Consider the following 14,528-nt stretch of genomic DNA (forward strand, 5'->3'; position numbering starts at 1 on the left):
GACGTGTGAAAGGGCGGATCAGCCGGCTCAGGCAGTCGGCAGGGCCAGGGCCTGGCCCATCTGCACTGGCGAACCCGCCACCAGTTCTTCAGCCCACTTCACCTGATCCGGGCCAAACAGCACGATCGCCGTCGAACCCAGTTTGAAACGCCCCAGTTCCGCGCCTTTTTCCAGATGAATCGGCGCACGGGCGGCTTCGTCGTAGCGGAAGGTTTTCAGTTCGCGCTTCGGTGGGGTGACCAGACCGGCCCATACGGTTTCGATCGACGCGACGATCATCGCGCCGACCAGCACCACGGCCATCGGCCCGCGCTCGGTGTCGAAGATGCACGCCACGCGCTCGTTGCGGGCGAACAGCTCCGGGACGTTTTCGGCAGTGGTCTGGTTGACCGAGAAGATCCGGCCCGGGATGTAGACCATTTCGCGCAGAGTGCCGGCCAGCGGCATGTGCACGCGGTGGTAGTCCTTCGGCGACAGGTAAATGGTGGCGAAGTCGCCGCCCATGAATGGCGCGGCATTGGCGGCGTCACCGCCGAGCAGTTCCAGCACGCTGAAGCTGTGGCCCTTGGCCTGGAACACGCGACCGTGTTCGATCGGGCCGAGCTGGCTGACTGCACCGTCGGCCGGGCTGAGGATTGCGCCCGGAGTCTGGTCCAGTGGCCGCGCGCCGTCCTTCAGGGCACGGGTGAAGAACGCGTTGAAGTGCTCGTAGGCGGTCAGGTCTTCAACCAGTGCTTGCGACATGTCCACTTGATAACGCTTGGCGAACCACTGGGTGAAGGCATTCTTGAACCAGCGCACGCGGCACTCGGCAACGCAACCGGCCAGGCGCGACAGCAAGTGGTGAGGCAGCAGGTACTGGCTGAGGATAAACAGACGCTCTTTCATTAGTTGTCCTTAGAACCTTGAATCTCGACAGGCGTATCAGGGTGGTTGCCCCATTCGCCCCAGGAACCGGCGTAGCCCTTGACCCGCGGATAACCGAGGGATTTGGCCACCAGATAAGTGAAGCCCGACCGGTGATGGGTCTGGCAGTGAGTAATGATTTCTTTGTCCTTGGTGATCCCGAGGTCGTCGAGGATCTGCGGCATATCCGTGCGAATCCGCAACTGACGCGCCTTGTCCATGCCGGCGGTCCACTCGAAGTTGACCGCGCCGGGGATGTGTCCGGCCTTGGCCGCCAGCACTTTCTCGCCCGAATATTCCAGCGGCCCGCGCGCATCCCAGATCGCCAGATCGGCGGCGCCGAGACGGCTTTGCAGGTATTCGCGGGTGGCCGTCGGCTCGTCGTGCAGGGTCAGCGCCACCGGGCCGCCCACCGCCGGCGGCACCTGGATCGACATCGGCATGCCCGCTTCCAGCCACGCCGGCAGACCGCCGTCGAGGTAGTGGTACTTGTCGTGGCCGATCACGTCGAGCAACCAGATGAAGCGTCCGGCCCAGCCACCGCCTTCGTCGTCATAGACCACGTAGACCGCGTCCTGGCGATGGCCCAGTTCACCGAACAGGGCTTCCAGATCGGCCTTGGCTGGCAGCAATCCCGGCGCGGGCGGCTGGCCGAGCTGGGTGCGCTTCGGATCGACAAAGCGTGCACCTGGCAGATGGCCCTCGGTATAGCGGGCGGCACTGGTCAGGTCCACCAGAATCAGTTCGCTGGCATCCAGCCGAGGGAGCAGGTCGCTCGGTTCGATGACGAGCGGCAAGCCAGAGAAGTCAGACATGTGAGGTCTCCAGAGCACAAAGGGGGGGATTGTAGCGCAGCCTCATCGGCCACGGCTGCTAAAGCTGTGCAGGGCCTTTTCGATGCACTGCGCGGTTTTGCCGAAAGCCTGCACGCTGATGTCGGCGAACGGCCCACCGCCCTGGTCGGCGACGACGATCATGATCACCCGGCCGTTATTGACCAGCGAGCGCAGGAACAGGTGTTCGCCGCGAAACAGTGTGCGCAGGCCTTGCGGCAGCAGCGCGGAGAATTGCGCGTTGTTCTCGGGGTTGATCCGCACCTGTGCCTGCTGCGCGAGCAACCGTTGCAGAACTTTGCTCTGGCTGACGACAAAATTCAGCGCGGCGGCTTCCTTCGGCAAACCGAAGGTCTGGTGCACCCGCAGATTGGACTGCGTGCGGTCGGCCATCAGAATCATCACCCGGCGCATGCCACTGGCGACCAGCGCATCACGCGCAGCGACGGTCAGGCTCATGGCATTGGTGAAGCGGCTCGGCTCGGCCAGCAGTTCGGCGCATTGCCGGCGCCACTGCGTCAGATCCTCGGCATTCGGCGCCGCCGCCGGCAGCATCCCGGCCGGCAAACGATGGGTGCCCCACGGCCATAATAATGAAACGGCCGGGTGCCACAGATCGGGCATTGCATGCTGGCGCGCACTGTTGGCCGCTTGCTGGTGCAACTGCTGCTGCACCTCGTCCATCGAGATTTGCAGATAGAGGCTGGTCAGGTACTGCCAGCGCTCGCTGTGCGGACTGTCCCAGGCCTGTTGCGCCGACAGCGCCAGGCCGTTGGCCAGCAACACGGTGTTGGCCGGCTGGTTGAGCCAGCGGCGCAGGGTCGGATCGTCGTCGAGGCGATTCTGCTGGCGCAGCGGATGCTCGCTGTCACGGGCGATGCGCAGGACTTTCACCAGTTCGCGCTGTTCGCTGAGCAGCAGTTTATAGCCTTGCTGCACCCAGATCGGCAGGTGCCAGACCTGGACCAGCGCCTCGGCGATCTTCAGCAGGCGCACGCCAAACAGTTGCTTCTCGACGACCGGGGCCGATTCGCCCTTGTGGATAACCCGCACTTCCCACTCTTCGAGCAATTCTGGAAACGTCAGCGCCAGCGGCCATAACGGCGAGAGAAACAACAGGCTGCCCCAATGAATGTCCTGCCACAGGCGCGCGAGGCGACTGGCGAAAAAACCGTTGGCCTGTTGCGTGGCGTGCTGGCTGATCATCTGCAGTTGGCGCAGCGCCTTGGGGATCTGCATCTGCGGTTCGACGGGCAGACGCGCGAGCAATTCTTCGGTACGCGCAAGGCCCAGACGGTTGATCGCCACCTCGAGATTTTCCGCCGGTGCGGTCATCGTGCCGAGGGTGTGACGATTGGCCTCACGGATGATGCTCAAGGCCAGCGCGGGACTGTCCTGCATCAGGTCGGCGATATCGCGCAACGAGCTGCGGTTGTCGCGGATCGCCCGGCAAACCTTGTCGTGAGCCTCTTGCGGCACGGGCAGGCGCACGCCATCGAGCAGCTTGACCCAGCCCTCGAGCGTGGTCGGTTTTGCGTGTGGGACGTTCGTTTCATTAGCCATGTCTGGACGAGATCTTCACTGACTGTAGACGCGCCCGGCATGGGCTAAATTGGCTTTTCGCCTGAACTGGCTATAGTCTGGCGCAGTTTTGCCGATAAGTAGAAGAAGAGATTTTTTAACTTCCGAATATGACCTTGAACCCGACTCAGTAAGTACTTTCCTACCTATGGCTAAAATTATCGGCATCATCGTCGTATTCGCGAGCGTGCTCGGCGGATACGTGCTCTCCCACGGCAAAATTGCCGCCCTGATCCAGCCCTTCGAGGTGATGATCATCGGTGGTGCGGCCCTCGGTGCATTCCTGCAGGCCAACCCCGGTTACATGACGATGCACGTGCTCAAGAAATCCCTGAGCATGTTCAGTTCGCGTTTCAGCCACACGTTCTATCTGGAAGTGCTCGGCCTGATCTACGAGATCCTCAACAAGAGCCGCCGTGAAGGCATGATGGCCATCGAAGGCGACATCGAAGACGCTGCCGCGAGCCCGATCTTCGCCAAGTACCCGGCCGTGCTCAAAGACGAGCGCATGACCGCGTTCATCTGCGATTACCTGCGCATCATGTCCTCCGGCAACATGGCTCCGCATGAGCTGGAAGGCCTGTTCGACATGGAACTCTACAGCCTCAAGGAAGACCTCGAGCACCCGTCCCATGCAGTGAACGGCATCGCCGACGCCATGCCCGGTTTCGGTATTGTCGCGGCGGTACTGGGTATCGTGGTGACCATGGCTTCGCTGGGTGAGGGCGATCAGAAATCCATCGGCCTGCACGTGGGTGCGGCACTGGTCGGTACCTTCTTCGGTATTCTCGCGGCCTACGGTTTCTTCGGGCCGTTGGCGCACTCCCTGGCGCACGATGCCAAGGAAGAACTGAACGTCTACGAAGCCATCAAGGCCTCGCTGGTGGCGTCGGCTTCCGGCATGCCGCCATCGCTGGCCGTGGAGTTCGGGCGCAAGGTTCTGTACCCGGCGCACCGTCCAAGCTTTGCCGAGCTGGAACAAGCCGTTCGCGGTCGTTAAGCCATGGAAAATAATCAGCCGATAATCATCAAGCGCGTCAAGCGCATAGCCGGTGGGCACCACGGCGGGGCGTGGAAAATCGCCTTCGCCGACTTCGCCACGGCGATGATGGCGTTCTTCCTGGTGTTGTGGCTGCTGTCCACCGCAACGCCTGAGCAGAAGATCGCCATCGCCGGTTACTTCAAGGATCCGGTCGGCTTCTCCGAAAGCGGTACGCCGTACATCATCGATCTGGGCGGCACGCCGACCCTGGCGCCGGAAAACACCCTCAACCCTGAAGTGAAGTCGCAGCCGCAACCGGACAAGGTCACGGTCGACACCGAGCAGGTCGAAGGCATGGCCGAGCAGGTCGAGAAAGAGCGCCTGGAACTGTTGCTGCAAGAACTGCAGAACAAGGTCAACGAGAACCCGCAACTGCAGAAGTTCAAGGACCAGATCCTGTTCGAGATCACCCCGAACGGCTTGCGCATCCAGATCATGGACGCCGAGAACCGGCCGATGTTCGACTCAGGTTCCGCACGCCTGAAACCGTACTTCGAAGACATCCTGCTGGCCATGGCTGACACCATCAAAGCGGTGCCGAACAAGATCAGCATCAGTGGCCATACCGACGCCAAGCCGTACACCGGCACCGGCGATTTCGGCAACTGGGAACTCTCGGCCAACCGTGCCAACGCCGCGCGGCGTGCACTGGTTGCCGGCAGCTATCCGGACGGGCAAGTGGCGCGGGTGGTGGGTTATGCCTCGTCGGCGCTGTTCGACAAGGAAGATCCGTTCAACCCGGTCAACCGCCGCATCGACATCGTGGTCCTGACCAAGAAGGCCCAGGCCGCCATCGAAGGCTCGCAAGGTGCCGAACCGGCCAAGCCCGCCGCCGAAGGCCAGAACGGCGCCGCTCCGGCAACGCCGGTCGATCCGAACGCGCTGCCGGCAGATCAGCAACCAGTGCCGGCGCACGAGTTGCGTGAACGCCTGAACCTGTTCGACGACGCCGCACCGAAACCGGCCGCGCCGGGGACTGCGGCACCAGCGCCGGCGGCTCCACCAGCCGCCGCACCGAAGCAGTGATTCGCAAAAAAGCCACGGTCACCGTGGCTTTTTTGTTTCTGCTGAGCGGCAGATCTTCGTGAGGGAAGTTTCTTTCCAGTTTTGAAGAATTACCCTACATCAATCATTTTTTTACCTTGTTAGCGTGCCCGCCAATTCTCGCGAGCACGAACCAAGGACGGTTTGGACATCGCGCTCTTTTCCTCTTTGCTTAAGGATAAGCGTATGTTCCGGCCGGCCAATGCCGCGCATTTTGCGTTGCAGATTCCTGCTATCCGTCACGACTTTCAGGTGCTGGCTTTCAATGGCACCGAAGCGATCAGCACGCTCTATACCCTCCACATCGAACTGGTTAGCGAGCACCCGGATTTCGATCTGGAACGCCTGCTCAGCCAGCCTGCGTTTTTGCAGTTTGGCCACAACGGTGAAGGTATTCATGGGCGTATCGAAGACGTCCTGGTCGGTGAGGCCGGCAAGCGCCTGACCCGTTATCACCTGACGCTGGTGCCAGCGCTGCATTACTTGCAGTTCAGCCACGATCAGCGGATTTTCCAGCAGCGCACGGTGCCGCAGATCATCGCGCAGGTACTCAAGGGACATGGCATTCAGGGTGATGCCTTTATCTTTCATGTCACGGCGAACCCGCCGCGTGAGTACTGCACTCAGTACGGCGAATCCGATCTGGAATTCATCCAGCGCCTGTGCGCCGAAGACGGCATCGCCTGGCATCACCAGCACTCGGCGGACGGCCATTTGCTGGTGTTCACCGACGATCAGGTGTTTTTGCCCACAATCGGTGCCACGCCGTATCAGCAAGATAGCGGGATGGTTGCGGAGCATCCGGTGGTCAGCCGCTTCAGCGTGCGCAAAAGCACACGCACCAGCACCGTTACCCGCCGTGACTATGACCTCCAGCGCCCGAGACTTCTGCTCGAAAGCCACTTCACCGCCGAGTTCACCCCGGCGCTTGAGGATTACCGCTACCCGCTGTTGATCGGGAACGAAAAGCGCGGCAAGCAACTGGCCCGGCAGGCACTTGAGCGCTATCGCAGCGACTATGAACTGGGCGAGGGGCAGAGCGATCAGTCGAGCCTGCGCTGCGGCCACCTGTTCGAACTGACCGAGCACCCGCGCAAAAGCGGCAATGACCTGTGGCTGTTGCTCAGCGTTTCTCACACTGGCCGACAGCCCCAGGTGCTGGAGGAGTCGATTACCAGCGACGCGAAAGACACCGACGGTTTCACTCAGGGCTATCGCAACAGCTTCAGCGTGATTCCCGCCGAGGTGGTATTTCGCCCGCCATTACCAGCGCCTCGCCGGCCGCTGGTCAGCCAGACCGCTCGCGTCACCGGGCCCGCCAACGAAGAAATCTACTGTGACGAATACGGCCGCGTGAAATGCGAGCTGAACTGGGACCGTGCCGAACTCGACAGCGAACGCAGCAGTTGCTGGATTCGTGTTGCATCGAGTTGGGCCGGTGAAAATTTCGGTTCGGTGACCATCCCGCGTATCGGCATGGAAGTCGTTGTGACCTTTCTTGAGGGCGACCCGGACCAGCCGCTGATCACCGGTTGCGTGGTCAACAAGGTCAAATCCCCGCCTTACACCTTGCCCGAGCACAAGACCCGAACCGTGCTGCGCAGTCACAGCTCACCGCACACCGGCGGTTACAACGAACTGCTGATCGAAGACCGCGCTGGCCAGGAAAAGATCTACCTGCGCGCCGAGCGCGACTTCGAACAATTGATCCTCAACGACAGCCACAGCCTGATCCGCCACGATCGTTTCGAACAGGTGGACCATCACAGCACCAGCCTGATCAAGGCTGATGAGCGGCACACCACCGACGGTACGCGCCACACGGTGATCGGCAGCGACGACCTGCTCAGCGTCAGCGGCAATAGCAGCACCACGGCGCAAGGCACGTTGGTGATTCAGGCCGGCCCGCATGCGCGCTTTACGGCCAGCCAAGTGGTGATCGATGCCGGCACGAGCCTGACGCTTACGGCGGGTGGGCATCACCTCGTGATCAATGCGGGCGGGATCTTCAGCAGTGTCGCCATCGTCGAGGGGGGCGCGCCGATGGCAGGTGTCGCGCCGCAGACGGCGTTGGCGGCAGTAGCCGAGCATGTTGACGTTGACTCAATTCCGATGGAGGCCCTGCTCAAGCAAGCCATCGTCTTTCGTGAGGCGGAGACCGGCATTTGTCCGGTATGCGATACCGCCGAGAGGGCTGACGCATGAAGCCAGATATCCCGCACAAAGGATTGCTACTGATCGACGGATCTCAATATAAGGACGGCACGGGTTGGCTTCACGAGCACTACGGTCCCGACCATCCGCAGTCGCTGTTCAGCCGCACCGCTTACGAGCCAATCAGCGCTTCTGGGCCGTTTTTGCTTAACGCCTCACTCGGCAGTGCGACCCATACCGCGTGGTGGAGCGGCGCGGATCTGCAACACGGCGTATGGCTGGCAACGTCTCAAACCAGCCCGCAATTGCTGTCGATTTTGCAGCGCCGCTTGCGGATCGTTGACGAGCAACAACAAGAATTCTGGTTGCGTCTGGCCGACGGCCGGGCGCTGACCCGCGCTTGGATGGCAGAAGCGCAATGGCCGAAAGGCTTCTGGTTTGGTGTCGACAGCGTCTGGCTGAGGCACGGAAACGGGCCTGTCTGCGCCTGGGAAAACCAGCATCCGGAATACGATTCAGCGCCAGAGAAAAAAGCACTGATCGCGCAAATAACCTTGCCTGAGTCACTGCTGCTGGCGCTCAGTCTGCCGGCCAATCCGGAGACAAACCCATGAGCGCCGGCCACAAGAATCGCATTGGCACTTGCCCGCTGTTTGCCGCCGTTCTGCCATTGCGTTACGCAATTGGCCCGACGGCCTCTGTTGCCACGGATGCTCATGGTTTGCCTGCGCTGAATGGGCAATTCCCCAAGCTTGGGCCGCGCCATCCTGACCTGACTGAGCATCCACTCAACTACACTGCCCGTTTGTTGCGTGACGGCTGGCTTTACGTCTGGGAAAGCAAACCAGCCCAACTGGTGGAGTATCAAGTCGAAAAGGCATTGCTCACCCAAACTCCGCGCGCGGGCAACGTGACCGACACGCGGGTCAAACCGCATCTGCTCCTGCGGGCCGGGGATCTTGCCGCATTGGTGTGGTCGCCCGTGCGCTGGAGCGAGCCGCAATACGTTGCAGCCAAAACCGATGCCGCCGTGCGTAAGCGCATCATGCGCAGTCTTGTCCCGGGTGTGGCACCGTTCAGCGGCCCTGTCGAAACCGTCGGCAAACAGATCGGCGAATACGCCGATGCAACACGGTATGGCTGGAGCGCCCAGCCTGAAACGGAGCACGCGCCTGACTGGTTGAAGATGCAGCGACAGATGAAGGCGTGCGAGCAACAGACCTTTGCCGTCATCGATGATCCGTGGGGCGTGCTGTTTGACCTCGCTGCGCTGATCCGTGCGCGCAAGACTGCATTCGACAGCTATCAGGAGCATCACGCCGAAGAGTGGGCAATGGCCGGAGTCCTCAAGTCCTTGAGCGAAAGCGACCGTCAGTTGAATGCGCAACTGCCGTCCATTACTCGCTATGACGAACTCCAGCGAACGTGGAAGGATCAAGAGGCGCAGAACGAGCGATATACCGCCGACGTGCGGCGTCTGGTTCAACTCTGGGTGACATGGTTTAACACCCTGCAAGCGACCGGCCCGTCGAGCATGGACACGGCTTGCGGCCACTTCGACATTGCCCAGGCAATTGCCCGAGAAGCCTTGGAGCTGCATTTCGCCGAAGCCTGTCTCGGGCCGGCCAGCACTAGCATTGGCGCTGAGGTCATCACCCGCCACCTGGAAGGTGATAAGGCCGGCAAGCCATGGCTGCTTTGGGCATTACTAGGGTTGCCCTCGCGACTGAGCATTGGCGAAATCAAGTACATCGTGGATTTCAGCGATCTGACGCGCGACAGCAAGTCAGTCGTTCAAGAGAGCGCCGACAAACTGGCCAGAGCCTTTGCCCATGCCGATGGGCTGAACAAGGCCGCCGACAAGCTCAAACAACACAACCCCTCAGCCAGTCTCGAAGCATTGTTCTTGTCCATCGCTCCCGTCGCCGCGCTGCAATTGCATCAAACCGACAATGCTGCCAGCCACGCCGGGCGCCTGTACATGGCGGCAGCATTGGCCCGCAGCGATCAGCGCATTCAGACACTGGCTGTTACGACGCGTCAATTGGGTGAGTGGTACAGCGACTTGATGGGCACTCGGCAGGCACCGCCCGCGCATTTGAATGTTGCGTCGCTTGCCAGTGGCGTGGCGGCGGGGATTCCGTTCATGCATCTGGTGCCGGCCAGTAGCAAGTTGGCGCCGTTGCCGGTGAACCTGGCGGCTGGGGGTGAGTTGAGTGGTGTGTTTGATTTGAAGGGGGCGTTGAGTAAGGCGCCGGTGAAGGTTTTGGTGACGTTGGTGGCAGCGGGGAATTTTGTTTGGGCGGCGGGGCAGTTGGTTGAGAGCGGAACAACCAAAAAATGGGTGGGAGCATTTGGTGCTGCACTTGGCACTGGTGCAGCAGTTGCTGCCGTCGCTCAGCGAGTGGCAGAGGTTGATTGGGCTTCGGCGGTGCAGCAGAGCGGAAGAACTTCAGTCCCCGCAAGGCTAGTTCTTGTTAGAGCGTTGGGCGTTGCAGCGGCAGTTGCAGGAGCGCAAGCAGTTGTCCTAAGCCTAGACGCCATTGTCTATGGCATGGAAGCATTTGAGGCCTATCAGGCAGGCGACTTTGATTCTATGGTTACGAATCTGGCTATCATCGGTGCCGAAGTTTCCAGCGTTGTTCTCTATGTAAAACTTTTTCGGGCTTACCGTGCCGCTCAGGTTGCTGTGCTGCTTGGTGAAGCGTCGGCAATTGCAGCGGGAATGAATGTTGCACCGCACATAGGCTTAAAAATACTGGGCCTCACCGTAGTGATTGTCGCGGGTGTCATCGCCCGGCTCTACACAGCGGACTCTCTTTTAGTGCAATGGGTGAAACACAGTCGGTTTGGCATTCGTCCAGACGATACCTGGTCGAGCAGCTACACCCAGTCCATGGATAAGTTGTACCCCATTCTTTTTCCCATCAGTTTTGAAGCCCGACGCCTGTCAGAGATGAACCCGTATCAGGGCCAAGTCACTTCCACGTATCTAATGTTGAAACTGCCTGGGGAAAACGTATTGCTGACCGAAGCAATGATTCACTTCAAGGGAATCGAAGTCTGGGGCGATACCCTTGGTTATCATCCAGAGAAAATCAAAAAGGTCGAATGGACGGGTAAGGACTTTGCTCTGCATAGCGGCAGCCGCATTCCCGTCTCAAAAGGAACCACTCCGTATCGCCGTGTTTACCATGAAGATGGGGTGCGGGACTTGATGCGGATCGAGGGTGAGTTGATCTATTCCCCACAAGAAGGATTGACGCTACCAGCGGTCACCATCATGGAGCGAGCATGGATATGAACAACCCGGAACACCCCCAAAACGGTGCTTCATCCGCCGTAATCCTTGAAGCCAATAAGCCAACGGGCGAGCAGCCAATGGAGCTGTTTATTACCGATGAACACACCGAACATTACTTGGCGTTGCAATCAGGGGGGGATTCGTATCGGGGATTATGGACTGGAATATTAGGTGGAATGGGTGGAGTCGCCGGTATAGGCCTCGCTGTATTGCTGATGCTTAACGGGAAGTGGGACGGAGTACCTACAGGTCTGATTATGTCGGCGGCATTTTTCCTGGTGCCCTTCCTTTGGGAAACATTCCGGCCGCTACCGCTACCCATTCTGTTCAATCGCCGCACTCGGGAAGTGTATTTGGATCATGACGGTGAACTGTTCCACGCCCCTTGGGATGGCATGTCAGCCGTGGCCAATGAGTTCCAGGTTGTTGGTACCCACATAGGCGGAATGCAGAGCGCTTCGCTGGAAATCCGGGTGTGGAAATTTGAAGAGCCGGAAAAAGCGCTCATGGTCAGCCTCGGTGCTCCATTTGGTAAAACCTTGCAAATGCAAAAGGGTTTCTGGGAGTACATCCGCTCATACATGAACAATGGCCCTTATTTCGATGTGCACGGGAATCACAGTCAGTCGGATGCTTTTGTAAAAAGCCAATTGGCGGTGAAACCCAACATGAGCGGCTGGTTCAAGGACACCCTCAATGGCATTAAAAAAACCAAAGCCGAAAATGGCGGAAAAAACTACTTGGGTGGGACTGACGCAGTAATGGTTGTCTGCACATTTCTTCTTTATCCGTGTTTTCGAATCCAGGAACTCACCTACAGCGTTGCCAAACGTCGCTCCCGAAACCTATGGCCAGCGCTGGTCACTGAACGCTTGAAGCATGAAGGCCCCAAGACTCGGTTAGTCGATTTGGAGCAATCAAGCGCGAAGGGATGACCGCCCTCCCAATCAATAATTGGCGAGCGAGGCAATTTCTCGGACTGCTGTAGGACGGCTCCGAGAGGTATAAAGCGGGTTTTACTTCACCCATCGGCTCGCCTATAGTTCGCCCGTCACCGACGAATCGGTGATCGACTTTAGCCGGTCGTAACAGATGATGCACAAGCGCCCGTGTTGACGCGGCGCTTTTTGCTGCCTGGTATTTTGATGTCTATGGTGGCTGTGCGTGGGACACCCTCGGGTGTGCCGGATTCATCTGTCCGGTCGGCTAACCCGCGTACAGCTACCACCCAGTTTTCGTTTAGCCGCGGAAGGGAGGGAGCTTCACTTATCAGATGAGATAAAACCATGCCCGATTTTCGTCCCCTTCAAGGCAATATCAGCACCACCCCCACTCTCTACATCGACACCGAAGCCAAGGCCTCGGCCCTTCTCGAAACCGCAAAGCATCGTTTGAACATCCTGCGCAACATGCTCAACAGCGTCGGTTGCCTGTGCATCAAAGACGCCGAAGGCCATGATCTGGAACATTTCGCCAGTGCCGCGCATATCCTGCTTCAGGACGGCTGTGACGCGCTGGATGCGTTGGGCTGGAAACTGGATAGAGTCGCGCCCGGACTTTGAAAGTAAAAAAGCCGCGATTGTGTCGCGGCTTTTTTACATCTGTCAGAACCCCCGTCGAATCCGGTTCTTCAGTTGTTCGTGGAAAAACTCGGCATTGCGCTTGTAAGTGCCACTAAAGGATTCATTGCTCGAATCCAGCGTCATCGAACGCTTGCTCGATACTTCTTCACGGTACGCATCGATAAAGAAATTCAGGTCATTGTTCGTGCTCAGCTTCGGCCACTTGTCCAGGTATTCCGGCAGCTGCGCCGGCCCGGTGCGGAACGAGCAGATCCGCCGGTTGCTGATCGTCGCTTCGCCGATTTCGAACGGCACCCACCACGACAACGCGGTTTTCTCCGACACCACCGCCAGCAGGTGCGTGCAGTCGGTGATGTTGCGCGTGATGACCCCGGTGATGTCGTCGGTGGTCTGCGATTCCGGGTCGAGCACGTCGAGGTAGGTCTTGATGTTGGCCTGCATCAATTGGGCATTGATCGCCATGGCCTGCGGGCGATCCATGTGGCGGTAGCTGATGAATACGGGCATCAGAAGTGTCCTTTTATGGCGAGTTCACGGTAATAGGCGCCGAGCGCCGTGAGACGGCAGCCAGTGGAGTGAATGGCGGCGTAATACATGTGTTCGGCGTCGACCGGTTCGATCAGGCTGTGGCGGTTGCACTTTTGCAGTTGGGCGAAGACCTCGCCGTGCTCCGGGTCGAATGTGGCCTCGGTGGGTTCGTAGCTGGGGGCGAGGCGGAACGTCGATTCGGCTTCGGCAAACCATTCCGGCAGTTTGCGCAGGATCTCCTTGGGGATCAGCGGCGAGACTTCGCGCAGGGAGATGAACTGCGAGACGTTGGTCTTGAACACCGGGCGCTGCTCCCAGGCGTCGAGTGCATTGTCGACGAAGGAATACAGGCTGCCCGGTGTGATCTTGCCGAGGATGTTCGCCGCACCGCCGTGCAGGGCCTGCAACAGTAAACCGGTGAACACGCCGTGTTGCGCACCTTCCAGGGCCGGCTCTTCTTTGCAGGCGGTCAGGATGGTCATGCCTTCGCCGACCACGCTGCTTTCGCTGCGCAAGGCGCGCACTTCGCCTGCCGCGCCGCTCTGGCAGCAGTCGAGGATGATCACTTTGTTTTTGATTTTCGTGGCTTTGGCGGCCCAGTTGAGAATGTCGCTGATGCGGATGCCGTCCTTGGCGCTGCGATAGTCCTGCGGCAGGAGCATGCCTTCATCGTTGTCGCTGTCGAAGCCGCCGTGCCCGGCGAAGTACAGCAGGGCGACGTTGCAGTCGCCGGAGAACAGCTCGCGAATCTGGTCTTCGAGCTTGCCTCGGCCGAGGTCGTCTTCAGCCGAGGTCAGCACCACATTCTTGAAGTTGGGGTCACCGTTGGCGTCGGTTTTCAGCACGGACGCCATGGCCATGGCGTCGTTGCAGCAACCGCTCAAGGGCGAAACGTGCGAGTAGTGGTTGATGCCGATAAACAGTCCCTTGCGCATGTTTACACCGCCGTGTGCTGACGGATCGCACCGATGATGCTGTTGGTGTTCCACGCGCACTCGGCGTGTGCCGCCGCACGTACCACCGTGGAAATGCGCTCGGCGCCGAAGGGCTTGATCGCGATGATCACCTTGCCCATGCGCTTGGCGATCTCGATTTCCTTGTTGATCCACTTGCTGTAGGTCGAATACATCCCGGCCATGATCAGTACCGCCGAGCACGGCCGGATCTTGTTTTCGATGGCTGCTTCCAACTGCCTGTCGGTCTGCGCGCCCATGATCGGATTGTGCGGCGGCACTGAAAAATTCTTGAAACTGAAATCCGCCTTGGCGCCGAGCAGGCGCACCAGATTGTCGTGGGCGTGGGCGTAGTTCCACGAATGGCTGATGAACAAATGGTAGGTCTGCATGGGGTTCCTCGAAGGTCGCGAAGGTGCGAAGGAACAACCCAATTTAGGCATCTCTAAAGTGCCCGCAAGGTCTGCGCGCGGAAAGAGAAATGTCCTGCAGGCAGGCGCGAGCAGGCCTGTCAGAAAGGTCTGACGTTTAAACGGTCGGGGGATGTGTCAGGCGTGGTCCGACATCCGGCAGCCCTCGGACGAGGGGCTGCCGGTGCAG

13 protein-coding genes are annotated in these 14,528 nt (G+C 59.6%); 7 read left to right on the top strand and 6 right to left on the bottom strand.

Annotated features, from left to right (window positions below):
- Positions 1-27: 27 nt before the first annotated feature.
- From asd to M0814_RS14600, 3 genes are read right to left on the bottom strand one after another with little or no spacing between them, the layout of a single operon-like run.
- Positions 28-888 carry an archaetidylserine decarboxylase gene (gene asd / locus M0814_RS14590; protein ID WP_003221083.1) on the bottom strand — a complete coding sequence of 287 codons (861 nt, stop codon included), beginning with the start codon at positions 886-888 and terminating at the stop codon, positions 28-30.
- Positions 888-1,721 (bottom strand): thiosulfate sulfurtransferase, encoded by an 834-nt coding sequence (rhdA, locus tag M0814_RS14595; RefSeq protein WP_103485521.1) that lies wholly within the window; start codon positions 1,719-1,721, stop codon positions 888-890. The genes asd and rhdA overlap by 1 nt, the downstream gene beginning before the upstream one ends.
- 42 nt (positions 1,722-1,763) lie before the next feature.
- Positions 1,764-3,302, bottom strand: coding sequence for an HDOD domain-containing protein (locus tag M0814_RS14600; RefSeq protein ID WP_103485520.1), 1,539 nt, complete (start codon positions 3,300-3,302; stop codon positions 1,764-1,766).
- Between the two features lie 166 nt (positions 3,303-3,468).
- Here M0814_RS14600 and motA point away from each other — a divergent pair, with 166 nt between their 5' ends.
- From motA to M0814_RS14635, 7 genes are all read left to right on the top strand, one after another.
- Complete coding sequence (motA, locus tag M0814_RS14605; protein WP_007952169.1) at positions 3,469-4,320, top strand: flagellar motor stator protein MotA; 852 nt, start codon at positions 3,469-3,471, stop codon at positions 4,318-4,320.
- Between the two features lie 3 nt (positions 4,321-4,323).
- The gene (gene motB / locus M0814_RS14610; RefSeq protein WP_103485519.1) at positions 4,324-5,388 is read left to right on the top strand and encodes a flagellar motor protein MotB; all 1,065 of its coding nucleotides are present in this window, start codon (positions 4,324-4,326) and stop codon (positions 5,386-5,388) included.
- Between the two features lie 204 nt (positions 5,389-5,592).
- Positions 5,593-7,611 (top strand): type VI secretion system tip protein TssI/VgrG, encoded by a 2,019-nt coding sequence (gene tssI, locus M0814_RS14615; RefSeq protein ID WP_103485518.1) that lies wholly within the window; start codon positions 5,593-5,595, stop codon positions 7,609-7,611.
- A complete protein-coding gene (locus tag M0814_RS14620; protein WP_103485517.1) occupies positions 7,608-8,174 on the top strand; it encodes a DUF4123 domain-containing protein in 567 nt (188 codons plus the stop codon). Before tssI ends, M0814_RS14620 begins: the two co-directional genes overlap by 4 nt.
- Positions 8,171-10,864 carry a toxin VasX gene (locus tag M0814_RS14625; protein ID WP_103485516.1) on the top strand — a complete coding sequence of 898 codons (2,694 nt, stop codon included), beginning with the start codon at positions 8,171-8,173 and terminating at the stop codon, positions 10,862-10,864. Before M0814_RS14620 ends, M0814_RS14625 begins: the two co-directional genes overlap by 4 nt.
- A complete protein-coding gene (locus M0814_RS14630; RefSeq protein ID WP_103485515.1) occupies positions 10,855-11,799 on the top strand; it encodes a hypothetical protein in 945 nt (314 codons plus the stop codon). The genes M0814_RS14625 and M0814_RS14630 overlap by 10 nt, the downstream gene beginning before the upstream one ends.
- A gap of 351 nt (positions 11,800-12,150) precedes the next feature.
- Entirely contained in the window at positions 12,151-12,426 is a 276-nt protein-coding gene (locus M0814_RS14635; protein ID WP_103485514.1) for a hypothetical protein, read from the top strand.
- A gap of 42 nt (positions 12,427-12,468) precedes the next feature.
- On the opposite strand, the gene M0814_RS14640 is transcribed toward M0814_RS14635, so the two are convergent.
- From M0814_RS14640 to M0814_RS14650, 3 genes are read right to left on the bottom strand one after another with little or no spacing between them, the layout of a single operon-like run.
- On the bottom strand, positions 12,469-12,954 hold the full coding sequence (locus M0814_RS14640) for a toll/interleukin-1 receptor domain-containing protein (protein WP_103485513.1): 486 nt from the start codon (positions 12,952-12,954) through the stop codon (positions 12,469-12,471).
- Positions 12,954-13,910 (bottom strand): caspase family protein, encoded by a 957-nt coding sequence (locus M0814_RS14645; RefSeq protein ID WP_103485512.1) that lies wholly within the window; start codon positions 13,908-13,910, stop codon positions 12,954-12,956. Before M0814_RS14645 ends, M0814_RS14640 begins: the two co-directional genes overlap by 1 nt.
- A 2-nt stretch (positions 13,911-13,912) precedes the next feature.
- Positions 13,913-14,320, bottom strand: coding sequence for a TIR domain-containing protein (locus M0814_RS14650; RefSeq protein WP_103485511.1), 408 nt, complete (start codon positions 14,318-14,320; stop codon positions 13,913-13,915).
- Positions 14,321-14,528: the final 208 nt, after the last annotated feature.

The organism is Pseudomonas sp. MWU12-2020, assembly GCF_023100605.1.
In the GTDB taxonomy this organism is placed as follows: Bacteria; Pseudomonadota; Gammaproteobacteria; order Pseudomonadales; family Pseudomonadaceae; genus Aquipseudomonas; species Aquipseudomonas fluorescens_H.

Bases quoted from the DNA above. Each gene is read 5' to 3' on its own strand.
- M0814_RS14640 (WP_103485513.1), bottom strand. From the start codon at position 12,954: ATGCCCGTATTCATCAGCTACCGCCACATGGATCGCCCGCAGGCCATG.
- motA (WP_007952169.1), top strand. From the start codon at position 3,469: ATGGCTAAAATTATCGGCATCATCGTCGTATTCGCGAGCGTGCTCGGC.
- M0814_RS14645 (WP_103485512.1), bottom strand. From the start codon at position 13,910: ATGCGCAAGGGACTGTTTATCGGCATCAACCACTACTCGCACGTTTCG.
- M0814_RS14625 (WP_103485516.1), top strand. From the start codon at position 8,171: ATGAGCGCCGGCCACAAGAATCGCATTGGCACTTGCCCGCTGTTTGCC.
- M0814_RS14630 (WP_103485515.1), top strand. From the start codon at position 10,855: ATGGATATGAACAACCCGGAACACCCCCAAAACGGTGCTTCATCCGCC.
- M0814_RS14650 (WP_103485511.1), bottom strand. From the start codon at position 14,320: ATGCAGACCTACCATTTGTTCATCAGCCATTCGTGGAACTACGCCCAC.
- motB (WP_103485519.1), top strand. From the start codon at position 4,324: ATGGAAAATAATCAGCCGATAATCATCAAGCGCGTCAAGCGCATAGCC.
- M0814_RS14635 (WP_103485514.1), top strand. From the start codon at position 12,151: ATGCCCGATTTTCGTCCCCTTCAAGGCAATATCAGCACCACCCCCACT.
- M0814_RS14620 (WP_103485517.1), top strand. From the start codon at position 7,608: ATGAAGCCAGATATCCCGCACAAAGGATTGCTACTGATCGACGGATCT.
- tssI (WP_103485518.1), top strand. From the start codon at position 5,593: ATGTTCCGGCCGGCCAATGCCGCGCATTTTGCGTTGCAGATTCCTGCT.
- rhdA (WP_103485521.1), bottom strand. From the start codon at position 1,721: ATGTCTGACTTCTCTGGCTTGCCGCTCGTCATCGAACCGAGCGACCTG.
- M0814_RS14600 (WP_103485520.1), bottom strand. From the start codon at position 3,302: ATGGCTAATGAAACGAACGTCCCACACGCAAAACCGACCACGCTCGAG.
- asd (WP_003221083.1), bottom strand. From the start codon at position 888: ATGAAAGAGCGTCTGTTTATCCTCAGCCAGTACCTGCTGCCTCACCAC.